At 37.3% G+C, this 22,803-nt stretch carries 19 protein-coding genes; 10 read left to right on the top strand and 9 right to left on the bottom strand.

Going from position 1 to position 22,803, the window contains the following annotated elements; all coding sequences use genetic code 11:
* Positions 1–13: 13 nt before the first annotated feature.
* A complete protein-coding gene (locus EPA86_RS09765) occupies positions 14–2,473 on the top strand; it encodes a putative bifunctional diguanylate cyclase/phosphodiesterase (RefSeq protein ID WP_140603262.1) in 2,460 nt (819 codons plus the stop codon).
* A gap of 61 nt (positions 2,474–2,534) precedes the next feature.
* Here EPA86_RS09765 and EPA86_RS09760 read toward each other — a convergent pair whose 3' ends face one another.
* Entirely contained in the window at positions 2,535–4,361 is a 1,827-nt protein-coding gene (locus EPA86_RS09760; RefSeq protein ID WP_140603261.1) for a protein-disulfide reductase DsbD, read from the bottom strand.
* A 4-nt stretch (positions 4,362–4,365) separates the two neighbouring features.
* Positions 4,366–4,677 (bottom strand): divalent-cation tolerance protein CutA, encoded by a 312-nt coding sequence (gene cutA / locus EPA86_RS09755; protein ID WP_140603260.1) that lies wholly within the window; start codon positions 4,675–4,677, stop codon positions 4,366–4,368.
* Between the two features lie 230 nt (positions 4,678–4,907).
* On the opposite strand from cutA, the gene EPA86_RS09750 reads away from it, so the two are divergent.
* The 3 genes from EPA86_RS09750 (at position 4,908) to groL (ending at position 7,684) form a co-directional block, all read left to right on the top strand.
* Positions 4,908–5,414: an FxsA family protein gene (locus EPA86_RS09750; protein ID WP_140603259.1), complete on the top strand. Its 507-nt coding sequence runs from the start codon at positions 4,908–4,910 to the stop codon at positions 5,412–5,414.
* A 144-nt stretch (positions 5,415–5,558) separates the two neighbouring features.
* Positions 5,559–5,849: a co-chaperone GroES gene (locus EPA86_RS09745; RefSeq protein WP_140603258.1), complete on the top strand. Its 291-nt coding sequence runs from the start codon at positions 5,559–5,561 to the stop codon at positions 5,847–5,849.
* 182 nt (positions 5,850–6,031) lie between these two features.
* Entirely contained in the window at positions 6,032–7,684 is a 1,653-nt protein-coding gene (groL, locus tag EPA86_RS09740) for a chaperonin GroEL (RefSeq protein WP_140603257.1), read from the top strand.
* A 168-nt stretch (positions 7,685–7,852) separates the two neighbouring features.
* On the opposite strand, the gene EPA86_RS09735 is transcribed toward groL, so the two are convergent.
* Positions 7,853–8,440 carry a hypothetical protein gene (locus EPA86_RS09735; protein ID WP_140603256.1) on the bottom strand — a complete coding sequence of 196 codons (588 nt, stop codon included), beginning with the start codon at positions 8,438–8,440 and terminating at the stop codon, positions 7,853–7,855.
* A gap of 183 nt (positions 8,441–8,623) precedes the next feature.
* Positions 8,624–10,315, bottom strand: a complete 1,692-nt coding sequence (locus tag EPA86_RS09730; protein WP_140603255.1) for a substrate-binding domain-containing protein — start codon at positions 10,313–10,315, stop codon at positions 8,624–8,626.
* Positions 10,316–10,456: 141 nt separating this feature from the next.
* Between EPA86_RS09730 and EPA86_RS09725 the strand changes: the two genes are divergently transcribed.
* The 3 genes from EPA86_RS09725 (at position 10,457) to EPA86_RS09715 (ending at position 13,444) form a co-directional block, all read left to right on the top strand.
* A complete protein-coding gene (locus tag EPA86_RS09725; protein ID WP_140603254.1) occupies positions 10,457–11,029 on the top strand; it encodes a DUF4136 domain-containing protein in 573 nt (190 codons plus the stop codon).
* A gap of 75 nt (positions 11,030–11,104) precedes the next feature.
* Entirely contained in the window at positions 11,105–11,611 is a 507-nt protein-coding gene (locus tag EPA86_RS09720; RefSeq protein ID WP_246058339.1) for a DUF3016 domain-containing protein, read from the top strand.
* A 291-nt stretch (positions 11,612–11,902) separates the two neighbouring features.
* Entirely contained in the window at positions 11,903–13,444 is a 1,542-nt protein-coding gene (locus EPA86_RS09715; protein ID WP_246058338.1) for a mechanosensitive ion channel family protein, read from the top strand.
* 4 nt (positions 13,445–13,448) lie between these two features.
* Here the strand turns inward: EPA86_RS09715 and EPA86_RS09710 are convergent, their stop codons facing one another.
* Positions 13,449–13,754: a hypothetical protein gene (locus EPA86_RS09710; RefSeq protein WP_140603251.1), complete on the bottom strand. Its 306-nt coding sequence runs from the start codon at positions 13,752–13,754 to the stop codon at positions 13,449–13,451.
* Between the two features lie 48 nt (positions 13,755–13,802).
* A complete protein-coding gene (gene epmB / locus EPA86_RS09705; protein ID WP_170309629.1) occupies positions 13,803–14,819 on the bottom strand; it encodes an EF-P beta-lysylation protein EpmB in 1,017 nt (338 codons plus the stop codon).
* A 106-nt stretch (positions 14,820–14,925) separates the two neighbouring features.
* On the opposite strand from epmB, the gene efp reads away from it, so the two are divergent.
* From efp to EPA86_RS09690, 3 genes are all read left to right on the top strand, one after another.
* Positions 14,926–15,495 (top strand): elongation factor P, encoded by a 570-nt coding sequence (gene efp / locus EPA86_RS09700; protein ID WP_140603249.1) that lies wholly within the window; start codon positions 14,926–14,928, stop codon positions 15,493–15,495.
* Between the two features lie 44 nt (positions 15,496–15,539).
* Entirely contained in the window at positions 15,540–16,205 is a 666-nt protein-coding gene (locus EPA86_RS09695; protein WP_140603248.1) for a porin family protein, read from the top strand.
* 131 nt (positions 16,206–16,336) lie between these two features.
* Complete coding sequence (locus tag EPA86_RS09690) at positions 16,337–17,359, top strand: LacI family DNA-binding transcriptional regulator (protein WP_140603247.1); 1,023 nt, start codon at positions 16,337–16,339, stop codon at positions 17,357–17,359.
* 91 nt (positions 17,360–17,450) lie between these two features.
* Here the strand turns inward: EPA86_RS09690 and EPA86_RS09685 are convergent, their stop codons facing one another.
* The 3 genes from EPA86_RS09685 to EPA86_RS09675 form a co-directional block, all read right to left on the bottom strand.
* Positions 17,451–18,953, bottom strand: a complete 1,503-nt coding sequence (locus EPA86_RS09685; protein ID WP_140603246.1) for an MFS transporter — start codon at positions 18,951–18,953, stop codon at positions 17,451–17,453.
* A 238-nt stretch (positions 18,954–19,191) separates the two neighbouring features.
* Positions 19,192–20,178 (bottom strand): glucokinase, encoded by a 987-nt coding sequence (locus EPA86_RS09680; RefSeq protein WP_140603245.1) that lies wholly within the window; start codon positions 20,176–20,178, stop codon positions 19,192–19,194.
* Positions 20,179–20,181: 3 nt separating this feature from the next.
* Positions 20,182–22,668, bottom strand: coding sequence for a glycoside hydrolase family 31 protein (locus EPA86_RS09675; RefSeq protein ID WP_140603244.1), 2,487 nt, complete (start codon positions 22,666–22,668; stop codon positions 20,182–20,184).
* Between the last annotated feature and the right edge of the window lie 135 nt (positions 22,669–22,803).

Genomic DNA, 22,803 nt, shown 5'->3' with positions numbered 1-22,803 from the left:
GAGATGTAGTATTATGACTAAGAAATTTGTTGGTGTACCTACCCAATTATTAACGTTAATTGTCTCAACGTTATTATTGCTTGCTATTGGTTTCTCTTCCTTATCATTGATGCGATTACAAGAAGATTATCGTCAATTTAGGGCTACAACATTAGAGCAAGGTCAAACTCAGGTTATATTGCATAATGATATTCTGAGAAATAAATTAACCTTGTGGATAGAGTCATTTACTGACCTGATCAAATTATCTCAACAAGAAGATTTTTCGCTTTTAAGTGAACAACTTAATCAGCAGTATGATGCACTACAGATGCATTTAAATGTTGAAGATATTTGGCTGGTTGATAGTAATCACGAAATATTATTTGCCACAGATAACTTTCCCATGGAAGTACAAGCAAATATTTCGCAAGTGTTTCGGTTACAAGAACCCAGAAACCAAATTTATTGCCCTAATAATTGTCAACTGTTATTAAGTTTACCGTTATTAAATAAACGTGGAGATATGGTTGTTGTAACGATGAGCGCTTCATTAGTTGATATGCTCTATGCTATTAAAACAGCGTTAAACCGAGAGGTGGCTGTCTTAAGTTTCTCCTCTGCTCAACATGATAACTTTCAATTTGGCAATGGCAAAATTATTTCTGCTTCCGATATGGATTTAACTCAATCTCTTTTAACTTCAAAAGGGAATACTACTGTACTAGAGTCGGTTCTTGAGCAAGGATTATCATCGGATTTAGCGGGTGCTAACTACCTCACCAACATGTTGTTATTGGCTAAAAATAAAAAGCAGGAATACTACTTAACATTAATTGATGATGTTACTGATTATAAGCAAAAACATGAAAGTTATCGCTGGAATTTCTTGTTGTCGTTAACAGGCATTTTTGTTGCCTTAGCGATTTGGGTCTATGTCATAGCAAGTCCATTTACCAAACGTTTATTGCAATTATCGAATGCTTTGCCTTTGTTAGCCCATAAGAAGTTTGATCAATTCAGGGAAGTGAAGTTTAAGGGACAAAAAATATTTGCCGATGAACTCGATATATTGTCAGATTCTGCAGTCGAGTTAAGTTTTGAATTAGAGCAGCTTAACCTTGAAGTTGAGCAAAAAACCAATGAATTAGAAAATATTGCAATGTTCGATTTGCTCACTGGTTTACCAAATCGAAACATGCTCAATTATCAATTAAGAAAGTCTATTGCTAATATCGGTCGTTATAAAGGTGGTGTCGCGGTATTGTTTTTAGATTTAGATGATTTCAAAAAAGTTAACGACAGTAATGGTCATAATATTGGTGATAAACTACTAATGCAAGCGGCTGAACGTGTCAGGCTAAGTGTCGGAGAAATTGATTTAGCGAGTCGTTTTGGCGGCGATGAATTTGTACTTGTATTAAGCCACTTAACCAATGTTGAAGATGCCATTAACGTAGCTGAAAAAGTACTTCAACAATTTAAAGAGCCAATCAAACTTGATTCTAGTATTTTCTATATTTCTACCAGTATTGGTATTGCTTATACGGAGTCTGCCAATGAAAAGGCGGACGATCTAGTCAGTCATGCAGATATTGCTATGTATGAAGCAAAAGACAGTGGCGGTAGCCAATACCATGTTTATCATCAAGAAATGTTCCAACGAGTGGCGCATCGAGTCATGTTAGAAGGGGAAGTAAGGCAGGCATTAGCAAGGGAGCAGTTTAGCTTAAGTTTACAACCACAGTTATGTGCAAAAACTAAAAAACTCTACGGCTTCGAAGCGTTACTGCGCTGGAAACACCCTGAACGAGGTATGATTTCACCAGAAGACTTTATACCTATTCTTGAAAACTCACAACACATGATTGAATTGGGATATTGGATCATGCGTCGCTGTTTTGAGCTTGCTGTTGAAATAAAGCGTTATGGTTTAAATGATATTCGTATAGCTATTAATTTATCGGCTGGTCAGTTCGTAGATGCTAATTTGCCGGCATTTTTACAGTCGCTTTTACAGGAATTCTCTCTAACAGCTCAGAGCTTTGAATTAGAGCTCACCGAGCAAACGTTAGTAAAAGATATTGATCACACTATCGCCATGATGGAGGCATTAAAAGATATTGGTTTTAGCTTTGCTATTGATGATTTTGGAACCGGTTACTCTTCACTAGCTTATTTGAAAAAGTTACCTGTCGATGTCATTAAAATTGATAAAAGCTTTATTTTCGGTATGTTAGAAAATCATTCTGACTATCAAATTATTAAATCTACGATTGCTATGGTTAAAAACTTAGGACTAACAGTGATTGCAGAAGGCGTTGAAACTAAAGCGCAACTCATGAGTTTATCGGAAAATGATTGTGATTTAATTCAAGGTTACTATTATTCAAAACCAGTGCCTGAAATTGAGCTGTTTACCTTTATGGATAAACATATATCTGCTGGTTATTGGAAATTAAAAGTAGAGTCAGATGTGATTAAATCTGCCTGAGTATAGATCAAGAAACTGAACTAGACTCAGGCCAATTAATGCTATTTTTCTTAAGTGTTTATTAGAAAAAACTATTGATATGGGCAGCAAATTCATCTGCTCCCATAAAGCCAGTAGTTCTTTGGTTGCTTAATTCCTTACCATTTAAATCAAAGAATAAAATAGAAGGTAATCCTAAAATATTGTAATGCTTTGCTAACTCACTGTTCGAAGCAGAGTCGAACTCTGTCATATCTATTTGTACCCAAAGAGTGTTGTTGAGCGCTTGTTGCACTTGAGGCGCAACAAAAGTGTACTTCTCAAATTCTTTACAAGCGATACACCAATCAGCATATAAATCGACCATAACAGTTTTACCTTGCTGATTTGCATCAGCTACAGTTTGATGTAACTCATCCAGTGTAATCACTTTGGTGAAATTGATATGTGCTTGCTCTACTTGAGCTATGACTTGACTACTCGGAAATACTGTTTGATATAGTTTATTTGCGCCATAGAAGATAAGTACAAATATTATTACTGCACGTAAGCCATAACCAAAGTTGTTTACGTTTTTTGAAGCCTGATTGGCAACAAAAAAGTACCCGCCAGTTGCTAGCAATAATATAGACCACAAGATTTCACTTGCTAGTGCAGGAATAAGTCTATCAAGTAAGAAAATAGGTACGGCTAATAAAAGTAAACCAAAAATATTTTTGATGATATTCATCCAAGCACCAGCTTTTGGTAATAATTTACCACCAGAACTACCTAAGACGAGTAAAGGTAAACCCATACCTAAACTTAAGGCATAAAGCGCTGAGGCGCCTAATAACACATCACCTGTTTGAGAAATATATAACAAAGCCCCTGTTAATGGTGCTGTAGTACAAGGTGAAGCGACTAAGCCAGAAATGACGCCCATCATTAATACGCCAGAGTAAGAGCCACCTTTTTGCTTGTTACTCAAGTTATTAAGTTTTTCTTGCCAGCTTGCTGGTAGTGCTAAATTAAACACGCCAAACATAGATAAAGCTAAAAATATGAATAAAGCACTTAAGCTAATTAAAACAACAGGGTGCTGAAAAACGGCTTGGAATTTTGCTCCTGCCATCGCGACAACGATACCCAAAATAGTGTAAGTAACTGCCATACCTTGCACATAGACAAAAGATAAACTGAATGCTTTTTTACTGGTTAATTGTTTGCCTTGACCCACAATAATGCCAGTCAGAATAGGGTACATAGGGAATACACAAGGCGTGAAAGATAATAGTAAACCACCAACAAAGAATGCCAATAAAGTTAACAGCACACTGTCTTGCTTTAACATATCAACTAATTGATGCTGTTCACTTTTATTTTCTACTGTTTGAGGGACTTGCGTCGAGGCAGGTTCATTTGCAATAGCAGATAAGACATTAGCGCTGCTAGCACTATTAGCATCAACTTTATTCAACTGTATTTTTTTACGCTCAGGTGGGTAACATAAGCCTTTTTTGGCACAGCCTTGGTAGCTTAATGTCAGCAGAGCATCTTTTTTCGCTTCTTTTATATTGATGATAAATGTTAGTGGTTCAGTATATATTTGTTGAACACCGAAGAATTCATCTTCGTGCTCTATGCCTTGTGGTAAATCTAAAGGCTCAAAGCTAACATCTTGACCTGAAACTTTAAATTGATGACGGTATAGGTAATATCCTTCAGCAATGTCAAAAGTGATGCTTAGTTGATTATCTTGTTGATGAAAATTAAAAATGAATGCTTCATCAACTTTTAAAAACTCATCGTCATTGCTAAATAGTGAGCTACTAGAGACATCAAAAATAGATTGTTGTGCTTGCGTTGGTGTTGAAACAATAAATAAGCTAATTGCGGCAATAAGCCAGATAGAGATAATATTCTTCATTCAATTAATTCAGTGCGTTAGAAATCCAGTTTAAATAATGTTCATCACCCTGCTGGACGTTCAGGGCAATAATTTCTACTACGTCATAAGGATGTACTAGATTTATTTCTTCTTTTAGTTGTGTAAAAACTGTATCAAGTGTTTTTATAATAAGTTGCACTTCCTCATCACAGTGCATTTCTCCCTGCCATTGATATACAGAAGTAATATTAGGCACTATGTTTACACATGCGGCCAGTTTTTTACTTACTAATATTTCAGCAATAGTTTTTGCCACTGCTATATCGGGGCAAGTTGTTAATACTAATTGATACAATTTACACCACCTAGCAACATGTTTAGTTTTGATAGTATACCCTAAGCGTCATATATTATTTAAGGGCTATCCTTTTAACTAGGTCAAGCTAATCGCGCTTATTTGTAACAGAGCGTGAACTTAGTTGAAAAAGACCAACTCAGCCCAATATATATTTCATCATAGATAAAACCTTATAAAATAATTTTATCTGTACTGCCCTAATTTGGGTTTATCAGCAAGGTAATTATATGTTTCGGCTTTTGTTTGTACTTTTTATTGTTGTACCTATTATTGAAATCACTGTGATAATGCAAGTGGGTGAAATTTTAGGTGTATGGCCAACTGTTGCTATAGTGATTTTAAGCGCATGGCTGGGCGCTAAATATGTGCGTCAACAGGGGATTGCTACTCTTCAGTCGGTACAGGGCAAAATGGCGCAAGGTGAAATGCCTTCAAATGAAATTGTAACAGGCTTAATGTTGCTTGTAGCGGGCGTGTTACTCGTTACCCCTGGTTTTGTAACTGACATTTTTGGCTTGTCATTGCTTATTCCTGGTGTGCGTAGCGCGATAGCAGCACAAGTACAAAAGAATATGAAAGTGAATCAATTTAGTGCTGGGGCTTCTTTTCATCAGGCGAGCCAAGGTAATGTGTACGAACATGAAGGACAACAACAACCTTTTTCACAAGAAAATAAACCCACCTCTCATCATCATGGAGAGACGTTAGAAGGTGAATTTCAGCGTAAAGACTGATTGAACTAACCCAATAGGATAAAAAAAAGTGAAAGCTGGCCTTGTGTCGGCTTTTTTTATCCCCATTTCTATTAGCAACAAGTTTTAGTCTACCCCTTGGGTAGTGAATTTAGTCAATAATTGAGAAATCTCAGGAGAGAATAGATGAGCATTCGTCCACTACATGATCGTGTAATTATTAAACGTAAAGAAGTTGAGTCAAAGTCTGCTGGCGGTATCGTGTTAACCGGTAGCGCAGCTGAAAAATCAACTCGTGGTGAAGTAGTTGCTGTAGGTAAAGGTCGCATTTTAGAAAACGGTGAAGTGCGCGCTCTTGATGTGCAAGTTGGTGATCAAGTTATTTTCAGTGAAGGCTACGGCATGAAAACTGAAAAAATTGACGGTGAAGAAGTATTGATCTTGTCAGAATCTGACATTTTAGCGATCGTTGAATAGTCGTAGAAATTTTAATGTCGCTTCTTCATCTTAAGTGCGGCATCAGAAGTACTCACTGACTAGTGTCAGCTCCGTGCTTCTTCTTTACTCTTAAGGGAATTAACTTAATTAAAAATTCTTTTGGGTGTGGAGACTTAAAACTAATTATTTTATAAATAAACAAAATCATAGGAATAAATAACATGGCTGCAAAAGACGTATTATTTGGAAATGACGCACGAGTAAAAATGCTACAAGGCGTTAATGTATTAGCTGACGCGGTAAAAGTAACCTTAGGCCCTAAAGGTCGTAACGTAGTTTTAGATAAATCTTTTGGTGGTCCAACAATCACTAAAGATGGTGTAAGTGTGGCTAAAGAAATTGAACTTGATGACAAGTTTGAAAATATGGGCGCACAAATGGTGAAAGAAGTTGCTTCTAAAGCCAATGATGAAGCGGGTGATGGTACTACTACTGCAACTGTTTTAGCACAAGCTATCGTTAATGAAGGTTTAAAATCAATTGCTGCAGGTATGAATCCGATGGATCTTAAGCGTGGTATTGATAAAGCTGTTATTGCAGCGGTTGCCTCATTAAAAGATGCCTCAACGCCTGTTACAGATAACAAAGCTATTGAACAAGTAGGTACTATCTCAGCTAACTCTGATGAAACAGTTGGACAAATCATTGCTACCGCAATGGATAAAGTAGGCACGGAAGGTGTTATTACTGTTGAAGAAGGTCAAGCGTTAACTGACGAGTTGGATGTAGTTGAAGGTATGCAGTTTGACCGTGGTTATTTATCACCTTACTTCATCAACAACCAAGAAAATGGCACCGTTGAAATGGAAAGCCCATTCATCTTATTAGTTGATAAGAAAGTATCAAATATTCGTGAATTATTAACAACATTAGAAGGCGTAGCTAAAGCAGGTAAGCCATTACTTATCATCGCTGAAGATGTTGAAGGTGAAGCATTAGCTACATTAGTTGTGAACAACATGCGTGGCATTGTAAAAGTTGCTGCAGTAAAAGCACCTGGTTTTGGTGATCGTCGTAAAGCAATGCTTCAAGATGTTGCTACCTTAACTGCGGGTACAGTAATTTCTGAAGAAATTGGTATGGAGCTTGAAAAAGCTACGTTAGAAGACTTAGGTCAAGCGAAGCGTGTCATCATTTCTAAAGATAATACGACTATCATCGATGGTATTGGTGAAGAAGCTGATATTCAAGCTCGTGTAGCTCAAATTCGTGGTCAAATTGAAGAGTCTACCTCTGATTACGATAAAGAAAAACTTCAAGAACGTTTAGCTAAGTTAGCTGGTGGTGTTGCAGTAATTAAAGTTGGCGCTGCAACCGAAGTTGAAATGAAAGAGAAAAAAGCCCGTGTTGAAGATGCATTACATGCAACACGTGCAGCTGTTGAAGAAGGTGTAGTTGCCGGTGGCGGTGTTGCTCTAGTTCGTGCAGCAAGTGCTATTAAAGATTTAGAAGGCGCTAATGAAGATCAGACTCACGGTATTAACGTTGCTATTCGCGCGATGGAAGCGCCAATTCGTCAAATCGTTTCTAACTGTGGTGATGAATCGTCAGTTGTATTAAATGAAGTACGTAATGGTGAAGGTAATTATGGTTACAATGCTGGTAACAGTACATACGGTAATATGATTGAAATGGGTATTTTAGATCCAACTAAAGTTACACGCTCAGCGTTACAATTTGCAGCTTCTGTAGCGGGTTTAATGTTAACCACTGAAGCAATGGTCACTGATGCGCCACAAGATGCATCTGCAGCTCCTGCAATGCCTGATATGGGCGGCATGGGCGGTATGGGCGGAATGGGCGGCATGATGTAGTAGATTTTAAATCTATTGCTGTAGCTCTAGCTCTATAAACGAAAGCCTGAATAGTGATATTCAGGCTTTTTTATATACTTTAGCAAGTTATTATATCAATACTTTTTTGTTTTGATGATGCAAACTAGCTTGTTATAAGCAAACTGGCTATTGAATTATGTTCTTGAACTATGCTTGTTTGATAAAATTTGTGTCACTGGTGGTGTTAGCTTCGAATAATAGCTTGTTCAATTTATTTTTTATTTGTGCTTTTTGATCATCTGAATAATCCATCGCTTGTGTTAAGCGTTGTTTTACTTCGTTAATACGAATAGGCGATACGTTATTGATTTGTTCATCGTTAACGCGCTGTACCATCTTGCTATTGCTTTTTGAGTTTGGGGTATTATTTCCTGTGCCAGTCTTTGGTGTTGAGTTAAATATTGTTAACTCGAGGCAATTATCAAAGTTGTCTCGTACAATAACGGCTTCAGTCAGGCAGAGCATATTAATACATTGAATTAAGGAAGCTTCATTAAGTAATACCGATAACGTCAAAGTGGTATTTTCAGCCACATCATTAGAGTGGGGTAGGTTGGTATTCCCTTGTGGCAATAGCACTCCATAGTGACGACGATTAGCGAGTAACTCTGCTACAGGTGCACTTAATAGCTCAATAACTTGTTCAAAATTGTTTTTTATTTCAACGCACTCTTCATGGGTAGCCTGTTGTAAAAAACTGATTAATTTTGCTTCATTAGATAAAATAGTAAACATGCTGATATCCTTATAGTGCAGCTGATATCTATATTGTATGCCTACATTGTTTCAAAAATATTAAGTAATTTTTACGTTAGCAAGGGCTGTTGAATATTCGACATTATTTATGTAGTAGCTTGCGAAAGCATTTATAAACACGTTTTGCCTGTGAATATCAACATACCCTTATTAACTTGGCTACTAAAGGAGCCACACCTCAACTCGTCTGTTACGTTTTCTTCCGGCTTCAGTATTATTGTTAGCAATCGGTAATGCTTCACCAAAACCTTCAACGGACATCACGGGAATACCCCGAGATGTGAGTTCTAATTCCACAGACTTTGCTCTTTGCAGGGAAAGGTTTTGGTTTTTTAATTGTGCACCAACACTGTCTGAAAAACCTAACAAAGCAATTCGACGGCCATTATGTTGCTCCATAAAACTGACCAATCGGTGCAAGTCCCTTTTGCCTTTGTTATCTAAATCCTTAGTTGCATAATCAAAGCGGAAATTTAGAGAAAGGCGTTTACCATTTTTTACGTAATGATTGTATTTTGAAGGCGCGTCAGATTGTAAGTAGGTCTCTTCTAATTTTATATTCTGAGAAATTAACCCAGTTTCAGCGACAATATTTTGTCCTTGAGTAGAAATAGCGAATTGAGCAAAACTCTTCACTAAAGGTGAAGCGGAGGTTGGCGTGTAAAAATACAAGCGTCTTGCAAGGGCATAATCTTCTGTACCTATGGTAAAACGCGTCGGGAATATTGCTGTAGTGTTCTTTGATGCAGCTATGGCTAATGCTTTATTATGTAAAACATAATTTAGACCGATAAAACCAATGGCATTTTCATTTTGAGATACCTTAGCTGAGAGTTCTGTGCTTGACTCTAACCTAATTGCCTTATCTGAGAGTTTTTTACTATATTTTTTTAACACTAAATTTTTAAAGGTATCCCAAGTACCTGAATGTTCATCGCGAGAGTAAATTGTGATTGCTTTATTTTCGCCGCCTAATTGTGACCAATTATTTATTTCTCCTGAGAAAACTTTTGCAAGGGTTTTTGTGGATAGTTTCTTTAATCCATTATTTTGATTAACAATCACAGCTAAGCCATCTAGGCCGATAATATGTTCATTTCCCACTTGATCTAATGAGCCTAGCGAAGCGCTTAGCTCTAGGAGTTCTGTATTTTTTATACGACGAGAAGCCATGCCAATTTCTGCTTTAGCTAACTTGAGATCGGCAAAGGCAGTACTAGATCCGTGAGCATGTAACTCAATAAATTTATTATTACCTTCGTGCAGAAAGTGTAACTCTCGTTCAACAGAGTTAGCTCCTTTTCTCCATGATAATTGTTGAGCACCTTGTTGTGTTAAAAATGCTTCTAATAAGGCGGGTGCAAGCTTCTCACCAATAGTATTTGAGCCATGTAACCGAAAAGCAATACTCGGGATAGGCTCTAAAATTGGGGGAAGTTCATCAATTTTAGACGCCTGTTTCGTCTGTTCTACTTTAGGTGACTGTTTTTCTATCGTTACTATAGGGGCTTTAAGTGTAGGTTCATTCAATATCATCGAACTTGAATACCAATAACCACAGCCAATCATAGCTATTAATGCTAATGTCACGGCTATAAAACGAAAAGGTCGTGCCTTAGTCTTTGGGTTTTTCTTTATTGGTGTTTGCAACCAGCTTATTAGTTCATTGATCTCTTGGTGGTCTAACTTTGCTAATTCACTAAGTACTAACTCTCTATAATGACTTTCTTCAAGCATCTTATGTGGTGAAATTTCAATGTCGAAATGTTCATTAGCGAGCTGTGTTAATGTATTTAATACGGATGAAAGAGCGTTATTTTCCGTATTCCATATCCCAGAGAAGGTTGATTCCATGTAATTTACTTCCTGTTGCCATAAAATCAGCACAGCATAATTACAAAGCGTTGCAGTTTTATGACGAATAGTACTTTCTTGAAACCATTAACTTTGTATAATGGTTTCAAGAAAGTAACCCATTGTTGGAAATGAAATTTCATGAATAAACTTTTTAAATTATGTTTGGCGATTGTTAGTGTTTCACTGATTGGCTGTGTGCAAGTAGAACCTGAAGCGCCTAGTAAGCAAAGTAACTTAGCAATTTCGAGCGTAAGAGATTTACCTGTTTCATATCCACAAGGTAGTGTTTTCTCTCTCGACCCTAAATATGTTGAAGAAACGTCATTAAAAGCTGAGCAAACACAAAATATTTATAAACAGTATTCTGATGCCATTATTCAAGAGCTTGAGAAAAATGGTTTTCGATACAATTCAACCACTAAAGCTGCAGCCTTTCATGTAGGGTTTGGTATTGCATTAGCATCTGACTTATCTGATGAAACGATTAATGAAAAATTTGGCGTAACGCCAGGTCTACCCGCCAGCGAAGGTTTAGATAAGGGCAGCTTTCTAATTTATATTGAAGATACACAAATGATGAAGAAAGTGTGGCGAGGGGCTGTTCAAGGTTTTGCACATAAAGAATTAGATGCCAGTGAGCGAAAGACGCGGACAGAGCATATTGTTCATATGGTAATGAAACAATTTTACGCTACAAATAAAAACAATTAAATAACATATATGTGCAAGTTAAACGTGCTTTTTTTGGTCTAATGATAATGAAAGCACTAGATGAGGGACATACTAATGAATAAAACAACTTTATTAACTATTTTTATTTCCGTTGCTATCTCAATGCCATCTGCATGGGCTGCTTCAAGTGAAGTGGAATGGAAAGACTATAAAAGTTATCGTGACATCCATGAAGGTAATGAAAATCGCAGCCGATTTCGTGAACGCACCTTTAAGCAATTGGAAGATCACTTTGCTGAGTTAGCGTCTCAACTCCCTAAAGAGCAAGTATTAAAGATTATTGTAACCGACGTGGATTTAGCCGGTGATACTATGGCTGGTGGTATTAATAGAATGCGCATAGTAAAGCATAATTATCCACCGCGCATGAACTTCTCATATCAACTACTAGATGCAAACGGTAAAGAGTTAAAAGCCGATACGGTAAAAGTTCGCGATATGAACTTTATGAGTTCTTCAAACTTAAAATATCGTAATAAAGCCTTAGGTTATGAGAAAAAGATGTTAGATGATTGGTTTGCTGAAACCTTTCAAGCTGAGCTAGCAGCCGTCTCTAAGTAACGGTATTGATAACTTGCAGAATAAAGCCGCTTTTAAGCGGCTTTTTTACGCTTTTATTTTAAATTCCAAATAACTCTTTGAGGTAGTTGGAAGATCAAATATGGCTTACTCACTGGATAAAACTACGTTATTATTTATTGATAAAGGTATTTCGTTAATAAACTGGAATGTTGCTTCATGTTCTTTCATATATCCCGTGTTAAAAGTTTTTCTCTAGTGCTTCTTTTATGTAGCTTTTTTATATCAGCTCATGTCACAGGGCAAAGCGTTAGTCAGTCCAAAGAAGTGTCGGTGAAGGAGATTTTAGAACAAAAAGAAAAATCTTCGCAAACATTAGAAGAAATGGCTGATAAACATGATGTTAATGTACCTTTTGATGATTTTGAACGAGGGCAACCGCGCAGTGCTATCGCAGGTTATTTACTGGCAATGCGGGCGGGGGATTTAACACTGGCCAGTAATTATTTAGATTATAGAAATATTTCGGAAAAGACTTTAGCCGTTGGAAAAGAAGAGTTAGCAAGGCAATTCTATGTCGTGCTAAATCGAAAATTGTGGGTTGATCTAACGAGTATAAGTGATCACCGTCGAGGAAATATTAATGATGGTTTGCCGACATATAGAGAATCTATAGGCAAGGTTTCTGTTAAAGAAAAGCAATATGATATCTTGATGCAACGTGTACCTCGTCAAGAAGATCGAGTAAAAATATGGAAAGTATCAAATGCGACAGTAGAAAAGATTCCTTTCTTATTTGCTGCATTTTCTTATACACCTTTAGGGGAGTGGTTAGCTAGAAATCTACCTAGCATCGACTTTTTTGGTGTTATGTTGTGGCAGTGGTTATATTTCACATTGATGCTGCTTTGCACTTACATTGCCTCGTATGCAAGTGCATGGCTTTTAGTTCGCCTGTTAAAACGTATTTATCCTAAAATATCAAGTGCACCGTTAGCCTTTATTAAAGGTCCTGCGGCATTTTTGTTTGCTGTTATTATCGCCCGAAATCTTGTTGATAGCTCTAATGTTACCTTAGCAGTTAAAGCGGTAATGGAAGGTTCCACCATTCTTATTTTTGCTTGGTGTTGGGTGTGTTTTCGTCTTATTGATTTATTAAAGGTGGTATTAGCAGACAAGTTTGTTGCTCAAGATAAGCCACTTGCAGTGTATTTGTTAAGACCAGCTGGTACGGTAGCTAAACTATTCATTGTCATTGTTGCTTCATTAATTTGGTTAGAAAACTTAGGCTTTAACGCATCAACGTTACTCGCTGGTTTGGGTATCGGTGGCTTAGCGCTAGCTTTAGCTGCACAAAAAACTGTGGAGAATATGATAGGCGCTATTACTTTGTATACTTCTGCCCCTGTTAAAATAGGGAACTTCTGTCGTTTTGGTCAAAGCTATGGAGTAGTGGAAGAAATAGGTTTACGCTCTACACGCATTAGAACTCTCGATAGAACGGTTATTTATGTTGCGAATGCTAAGTTTATTGATATGGATATTGAAAATTATTCTGAGCGAGAGAGAATAGCCTTTAGACCTAAACTATTATTAACGCCGCAATGTCGTCGAGAAAATATTAATAACTTCTTGGACGAGTTAAAAACACATTTACAACAACATGAAAAGATTGCCAGTGAGCCACTAAGAACTCACTTTAAGGCATATACAACATTGGGACTTGAACTTGATATTCTTGCTTACGTGAATACTACTGATTTTGATGAATATCTTGATGAAATAAATGAGTTAAATTTAACGATATTATCTTTGTTAGAACAACATCACTGTCAGCTACAAGTAGTGAATGAGCGAAATTTAAACTTAACCTAAGGGGTTATTCGCTATAACTTTGCTCTAAATTACCAAGTACAGTAAATAGTTGTTCAATTTTTTTAACTAAAGCGATAAGTATTTGCTGGTCTTTGTTAGCTTGCCATTTTAGTAAGTCGTCGGCAACTTCTTCTACATACGGTTGAAAAGTATTTGCGCTGCACTGAAAACCACTATCTTTTTTAAATATGGCTTCAAAACTGGCTTTCTTTTGTTCTCTTAAATCGGCTAATGTTGCATCAGCAGATAGTGATTTCTTTAAGATAATAGATATATTTTCAATAAGTTGTTGTTCAATTGCTTTGGTCATAATGATTCTTTAAATTCGAGTTGAGATTTTTGCGTTATGCTGGGCAAATTATGCCAGATTAATCGGTGTTTTGTTAGGTTGTCCTGCAATTTCACGAACTAATTTTGGCATCATAAAACCAGATAACTTTGCTAACATTTCGTTAGCTAATCGCTTAGCCTTTTCTTCATCAACGTCAAAATGAGCTGCTCCTTGTACTGCATCAAATAAATGCAAATAATAAGGCTGAATACCGATATCAAATAATGTTTCACACAGAGCAATTAAGCATGAAGCATTATCGTTTACCCCTTTAAGTAGTACACTTTGGTTAAATAGAGGAATACGTGCACAGCGAAGAGGCTCTAATGCATCGTTGAACTCTTTATTGATCTCATTAGGGTGATTGATATGTAATACAATAGTGCTCTTTAATCGTGATTGCTTAAGAATGGTTGCCAGTTTGTTTGTCACCCTGCTTGGCATGACGACAGGTAATCTTGAGTGGATTCTGATCCTTCTGACATGAGAAATCTTCTCAAGCTGTTTTATTAACCATTCAAGGTGCTCATCAGAAGCCATTAAAGGATCGCCGCCACTGAAAATCACTTCATTTACGTTACTATGCTTAGCTATATAAGTTAATGCTTCTTGCCAACGTTGCTTATTTGGGCTGTTATCTTGATAGGGAAAATGACGTCTAAAACAATAACGACAATTAACGGCACAGCCTGCTTTAACTACCATTAAAACGCGGTTGTGGTATTTATGCAGCAGACCTTCAGCTACTGTGTCGTGTTCTTCTAACGGATCAAGACTGTAACCCTCTGTAATAACAAACTCTTGGGAAAGCGGCATGACTTGTTTTAATAAAGGATCGTTTATATCACCTTTCACCATTCGATTGATAAAGGATTTAGGCACACGAACAGGGAATAATTTTCTTGCTTTGAAATGTTGCAAATAATCATCAGGACATATATTTAACATTTGCAGCATCTCTTTGGGATCAGTTATGACCTCACGCAAATCTTTTTGCCAAGAAGTGTGCAAATTTTTTTCTATTTGAGGTATTATCTGCGGCAATTCTAAATTCAATTTATAATCTCTTTAATGTTATCTAAGATAAGTTGATAGCAATATGCGAATAATAACGCAACTGAGATCCAATTAATAAAAAAAGAGTATATTTATGGCTAACTTCAGCACGAATCAATTTAAAGCTGGTTTAAAAATCATGCAAGATGGCGAACCTTGTAACATACTAGAAAATGAATTAGTTAAACCAGGTAAAGGCCAAGCGTTTAACCGCGTAAAAATTCGTAAACTGGTTTCAGGAAAGGTGTTAGAGAAAACATTCAAATCAGGTGAGTCGGTTGAAGGCGCTGATGTTATGGATGTTGAGCTAGCATATCTTTATGCTGACGGTGAGTTTTGGCACTTCATGAATAATGAAACCTTTGAGCAAATTGGCGCAGAAGAAAAAGCCGTTGCTGATGCAGTAAAATGGTTAGCTGAAGGCGATATTTGTACTATCACTTTATGGAATGGCACGCCTATTTCGGTGACACCACCTAACTTTGTTGAGTTAGATATAGTTGAAACTGATCCTGGTTTAAAAGGTGATACTGCCGGTACAGGTGGTAAGCCTGCAACGTTAACTACTGGTGCAGTAATTCGTGTGCCATTGTTTGTACAAATCGGTGAGAAAGTAAAAATTGATACGCGCTCTGGTGAGTACGTTTCTCGTGCAGCAAAGTAAAAGTAATTGCTGGATAAATAAATATAGCACTAAGGAAAGATGATATGTTTACCAAGACAATGTTAATGAAAATGGCACTCTTTTGTACTTTGCTATGTATGAGTGTTGATGCGTTTGCGAGTTATACTAAACGTGAAAATAGATGGGAAGCGAGTTTCCAATTAGTTAACAGCCAATCTGCTGATGTTAAGGGTGGCAATGAATCATCCTTAGACTTAGATAGTGAATATGGTTGGGGTTTCACTTTAGGCTATAACGTTAATGCTCATGTATTAGTTAATTTTGATTTTTCATCAGTTAAGCCTGATTATCAAGCTAAATTAATTGAGGATGACGGTGATACTTTTGAAATTGATCACCAAATGAATATTTATCAGACGCAATTTAATGTTGTTTATCATGTCTTAAAAGAGCAGTTTACACCGTTTGTACAAGCGGGGTTAGGATGGAGCTTTTTAGACAGCAATATTGCTGATGGTCCTCCTGGTAGTATTTGTTGGTGGGATCCTTGGTGGGGTTATATCTGTGACAGTTATCAAAATACTCACTCAGATACGCGTTTTTCTTATAATGTAGCAGCAGGTGTTCGTTATGAACTTGATAACAGTATGTTTTTCAGGGCAAGTTACAAACAAAGCTGGGTAGATTTGAGCAGTTCAGAAGACTTAAGCCTTGGTATGGTTAGTTTAGAAATAGGTTCAATCTTCTAACACTTTGCCAATGACTCTTTACAATGATTAAAAAGCCTAAGTTGAAATACTTAGGCTTTTTTGTATTTAGGCTTTCAATCTAATTCCAGCAAGTATATTCTTGTTAATACAGTTGTTTTGAGTATACCAATGTGAAAGATAAAGCTACTTCATTTGATATTGCATACCGAGCGGGGGTTTCACAGTCCACCGTATCTAGAGCATTACGCAATAGCCCTCTGGTCAATGAGGCTACCCGCACAAAAATTCAAGCTATAGCCAAAGAACTAAATTACAAAGTTGATAAAAATGCTAGTAATTTGCGTACTCAACAAAGTGATACTATTGCTTTGCTATTGTTTGAAGATCCTACAAATGATGATTCAGCGATTAACCCGTTCTTTTTATCCATGTTGGGTAGTATTACTCGAGCATGCTCGAATAAAGGCTATGATTTACTGGTCTCTTTTCAACAAGCGAGTGATGATTGGCACGCAGACTTTGAAGACAGTAATAAAGCAGACGGTTTAATACTATTAGGTTATGGCGACTTTGTTGATTTTGAAGAAAAGCTCGTCCAGTTAACAGAACAAGGAACGCACTTTGTTCGCTGGGGCGCTGAGGTAGAAGATTTATCTCTTGTTTCGATTGGCTGTGATAATTTTCAAGGCGGCAAAGAAGTTACCGAGCATGTTATAAATCAAGGTCGCAAAAATATTGCCTTTTTAGGTAGTGCTTCTAGCCATGCACCTGAATTTTTTGATCGCTATAAAGGTCATTGTGAAGCACTTAAATCACACAATTTAACAGTGAACCCTGAACTACAATTTAATGCGCTTTATACTGAAGAAGCTGGATATAAAGCTGCGTGTCGGTTAATTGAAAGTAATGAGTCTTTTGATGCGATTTGTGCAGCCAGTGATTTGATCGCCATAGGCGCAATGAGAGCCTTAAAAGAGCATGGTAAGTCTATTCCAGAAGAAGTCACTGTCGCGGGTTTTGATGATATCGCTATTGCGAGTTTTACTTTTCCACCACTTACCACAGTAAAGCAAGATACAAAAATTGCGGGTGAAATGTTAGTCGAAAGTTTGTTAAAACTTATTGCAGGAGAAGATGTAAGCACTTCGCTCATAAAACCTGAGTTAGTCGTTAGAAAATCATGTGGAGAGTAGCCGCTGATTACTGAGGATTTCAATAAGTGAATTTATAACATCAAAAAAGGACGCCCATGCGTCCTTTTTTGATGTTTACAGGCAATAACTTTTAGCTTGTTGTGACTGCACTTTTACGATCATTACCTTCTGTTGTTATTGCTTGTTCAGTACCTTCTTTAACAAAGTAAACCGACATGGCTGCTAGCACCATAGAAATACCTGCAAGCATAATGATATAAATCGCTTGGTTATTAAATACTGTAGTTAAGATCCAACCTGCAAAAATCCCTGAAATAATTTGTGGTGCAGCAATGGTAAAATTAAATATTCCCATATATACGCCTGTTTGTTTCGCAGGTAAAGAGCCAGCCAAAATAGCATAAGGCATCGCTAAAATAGCAGCCCATGCAATACCCACCCCTACCATAGGTAAAAACAATGATACGGCACCTTGTGGAACTTCAATTTGAGTAATAAATAGGTTTACCATTGTTGGTTCAGGGTTTTGCATTAACATAATGCTTAGGTAACCTAAGCCGCCTGCAAGCAACGATAAGGAATAGGTGAGCTTTCTGCCTATTTTATTGGCTACTTTCGCAAGAAATAATGAAGCAATTGCCGCAAATAATGAATAAGCAGCAAAGATAATACCCACCCAGTCACCGGCTGTACCTTTTGCGGCCGCTATTTCTTGAGGGACAACAGCAATAGACGCTAGATAGTCTGGATCAAACCACTTAGCCTCTATACCCCAAATATGTTGAGTGATTGCAGGCATGGTATAAACCCACATGATAAATAACGCAAACCAAGAGAAGAATTGCACTGTGGCTAATTGCTTCATTGTTGCAGGCATGGTTTTCATTAAGCCGAAGAAATCAGATAACTTTTTAAAGAGTGAATCTTCAGATTTTGATGTGTCTAGAGTCGCTAAGCCGTTACAACCTGGAGCGTATTCCTTAGTTCGAAATACTGTCCATAATACAGAGCCTAACATCACGGTAGCACCAATATAAAAAGCCCAAATAACCGAAGGGGCTACTTGGCCAGTACCTGCCGTATTTTCTAAACCGATCACGTTTGTTAATACGAAAGGTAAAATTGAACCAAGAACCGCGCCAATATTGATTAAAAAAGACTGTATGGAGTAGCCTATATTTCGTTGTTCAGCAGGTACCATGTCAGACACTAAGGCTCTAAATGGTTGAAAAGCTAAATTGAATGAAGCATCCATTATGGCTAGCATCATAGCGCCAAAAATTAATGGTGTGATAAAGCTTGCTAGCGTTGCAGAATTTGGCATTAATAGCATGCCTATTGCTGCAGCAATACCGCCCGCTAAAATATAGGGAGTACGTCTGCCTAATCGATTCCACGTTTTGTCAGATGCAGAGCCAACAATAGGTTGAATTATTAGCCCCATAATCGGCGCCACAAGCCAAAATAAAGATAAAGAGTGAAGATCGGCGCCTAGGTCAGAAAGAATTCTACTCGCGTTAGCATTTTGTAAAGCAAAGCCAAACTGAACGCCAAGAAAACCAAAGCTAACATTCCATATTTGCCAAAAACTGAGTTTGGGTTTGCCAACGGCTTGGGGACTTTGTTTGCTCATAATTGAATGCTCTTATCACGTTAGTTTTATCATTATAATTATACTGTTTTATTGGCATTATTGATTTTGATAAAAAAAGCACTCACAACGAGTGCTTTTGCCTAAAATCTGGGCCAATATCAAACAGAGTGTGCATTGAAAAATCATTTTCAATAGCACTAATATACTCACTAAAGATTGTTTGAACTAGCGTTTACATACGTATTCAACGGGGCATTTTACCTGAGTAATGCTGTTTTTATTGGCTTTGCTGTTGCAGTATATAAGCTGCAGCACCTAATAAACCTGGTTGAGGTTCAGTTATAACAAAGGTTGGTGTTGATTTTGGAATATTTGATAAACGCCCTTTGTATTCGAAACGTGCTCTAAATTGACTGTTTTGAACATAATCTATAAATCGCGGTACTATACCACCCGCAATATAAACACCACCTTGACTATTTGATGTTAAGGCAAGGTTACCCGCAAAACTTCCTAGTACTTTGCAGAAAGTATCTAATGCTTTGTTACAAGTAGCACAGCTAGCGTTCTTTGCACTTTCACTAATTTGCTGTGCTGATAGTTTAGCAGGGGCATCAACCTGATCTATTTCAACTAACGCTGTATATATTTGTTCTAAGCCATAGCCTGATAATAGTTGTTCATATGAAACACGTTCTTTGATTTTTTTCAGACTCGCTAGGATTTGAATTTCTTCATCGCTCACAGGCGCAAAGTCAACATGACCACCTTCACCGCTAATACAATGCCATTGGTTATTGATGTTTACTAAATTTGCAACACCTAAGCCTGTTCCTGGGCCGCAGACGGAAATGGGCATTCCTGTCTTTGCTTTACCCGTACCAATTTGTACTTTTTGCTGTTCATTTAATAAAGGAATAGCCATCGCAATCGCGGTGTAATCATTTATAAACGATAAGCTGCTGAGGTTTAGTTCAGTTTTTAAGGCTTTTTGAGAAAACTGCCAAGGCAAATTAGTCATTGAAATAATGTCTTGGTCAGTTGGGCAAGCTATTGCCAGGCAAGCGTTAATTGTCTTGTCATGGAACCCTTGGTTGCTAATATAGAGAGCGAGGATTTCGCTTAAACCAGTAAAATCTGCACATCGATAGGTTTCAATGTGAGTAAATTTTTGTTCGGCATTAGCATCAGCTAGGGCGATACGAATGTTGGTTCCACCGATATCGGCGATTAAATTTAATGCGCTTGGCTGATTACTTTTCATGGCTTATTTTACACTTAGCGTTATTGGCTTTTGTAGGTATTGTTGCCCATGTTTCTCATGTTGCCAAGTGAATTTTACTGTGAAAGTTTTCTTCGTAGCATCCCAAATTGCTTGCGTTTTATCGTTCTGCGCTACTTTTAAATTACGACCATTTAATTTGACTTCTTTTGGTCGCTTTTCTAAGTGGTGAATAACTAAGTTAACATCTCGATACTTAGGCATCCCTTGGTATTGTCCTTGATGAGATAGCTTAAATGATAAATTGCTCTCATTATTTACTGAAAAGTTAAGTATTTCATATTGTTGATTGGCAATGTTGTTTACGCTAACACCATCATCTTCATACATTTGACCTGAGCTGTTTTTTACAGATTTATCTGCATAATAATGCAGTGTTAATTGCTGGCTACTGTATTCTTGGGTAGATTGCATAGTTGAAGCCATTGGGATAAATGAACCTGCACGAACCATTACGGGCAAGGTTTTAAGTGCTGTCGGCAAAGAGATTGTCTGGTTGCCTTGGTACTTTTTACCTGAAAAGTAATCAAACCAAACGCCTTGAGGTAGCTGTATTTCGACTTCTTTTTGCTTAGCTTTAACAATTGGTGTAACTAAGAATGCATCACCCCAGAGGTAACTTTGTGCATTATTGATGAATTGAGTATTGTGTTCATTTTCAAAAAATAACGGGCGCATAAGTGGCATACCGGTAGTACTGTTTTGATAAGCCAATGTGTAGTTATAAGGCAGTAATTGATAACGCAGCTTAATAAACTCACGTAATATATCTTGGGTTTCTTTATCATGAAAAACGACTTCAGGCGCAATATTGTCTTGTGCATGTGGACGATAAATAGGTTGAAAAACCCCATATTGTAACCAACGTATGTACAGTTCTTTATCAAAGCTTTCGCCGCCAGCAAAGCCACCTAAATCTGAGTGTGTGTAACTTAAACCCAGTAAACTCATTTGCAAGCTAAGTTCTACTTGTGGCTGTAATCCACCCCATGAGCGACTAACATCACCAGTCCAAGGGATCATGCCATAGCGCTGTGAACCCGCAAAGCCAGAGCGCATAAGTATAAAAGGGCGTACATTTGGGTGTAAATCGAGTTGATTTTCATAGAGCATTTTTGCCCACTGATGGCCATAGACATTATGAATAGCATCAGCATTGACTTTGAGACCATTGTCTAGGGTATGTAATGTATCGCTTGGGTGAACTTCTGGCTCACCAAGGTCGCCCCACCAACCACTAACGCCTTGTTTATCTAATGTTTGATAAATATCAGTAAACCAACGACGACCTGTTTCATTAAAAACATCAATTAGCCCTGTATTACCAAAATAAAAATCAAAGGTTTTAGCTTTTCCATTGGCATCTTTTGCTAACGCTTGGTTATCTACCGCATCTTGCCATTTTTTTGAACTTGAGAGTACAAAAGGCTCAGTAATGAGCACTGTTTTTACGCCTTTTTCTTTAAGGTTGTTCATCATTTTTTCAGGGGTTGGGAAAGTTTCTTTATCCCAAGCTAAGTTGCCCATATGGCCTTTTATATCTTTGCCAAACCAGTATAAATCGAGTACTAAAGCATCCAGCGGGATATCTAACTCTATGAATTTTTCTACGGTCGAGATTACTTCCTTTTCAGAACGATAACCAAAACGAGAAGCAAAATTACCTAGAGCCCAGCGAGGGGGCATTGGCTGTGTACCTGTTAGTTTTACATAGTTGTGAATGATGTCTGGATAGCTATCACCCGAAAATATCACATATGAAGCGCGGCCACTTACGGCTGAAAATTGAAGAATATCAGATGTAGACTTCCCTAAATCCAACCAGCCTTTGGCTGAATTATCAAATAGTAATAAATACTTTTTACTTGATAATACTGCAGGAATAGAAAAATTCATTTGGTTAGATTCAGTGGTATAGCCATAATGTGCTTTATTATAAAGTGGTAACCTATGACCCCTTCTATCCATTCCTAGTACACGTTCGCCTGCACCAAGTAGTTTTTCACTTTCGCTTAATTTAAAACGAAAACCGTGAAAAATATCCTTCTCACCTTGCTCTTTAAGTTGCTTTACGTAACCGGCTTCTTCGCCGATAAGTAAATCACCTCGATGGTAAAACTTAATATTAAAAGGACTTTTGTTAATAACAGCAGTTAGTTCTCCTGTAGAAAAGAGTAATTCATTGTTAGCCTCTTGAAAGTGTGCAGCATGTGGTTTGGCTTGTTCTTTTATTGCATATGAGGGGAGTGGTGTTTTATCGCTTTGATAAAGCACTTCTATTGCAGTGTCATAAGCAGTCAAGTGAATAGTATGTTGCGCAGTGTTAACCTTCAAATAAGTCTTTTCAAAGACGTGACTTTGATAAGTATCTGGTTGAGTACTTGCTAAAACATTAGCACTCCATAGGGTGCTAGCTAAAAGCACTAAAGAAAAGAGCAGAGTAAAAGCGGAGGTTCTGACAAATAATTTCAAGCGGTTCTTCTTATTAATAGTGCAGTGATATCATGATAATAACCTCAGTATAGTCACCGCGACATCTTGAATACGTATGCAAACAGCATTGCATGTAAATTCAGTTCAAAGCCACAAAGGGTAAAGAGTTCATCA

The organism is Litorilituus lipolyticus (assembly GCF_006439335.1).
Classification (GTDB): domain Bacteria; phylum Pseudomonadota; class Gammaproteobacteria; order Enterobacterales; family Alteromonadaceae; genus Colwellia; species Colwellia lipolytica.
Note: the sequence above shows the minus strand (reverse complement) of the source record. Positions and strands in the feature narration are given on the sequence as shown.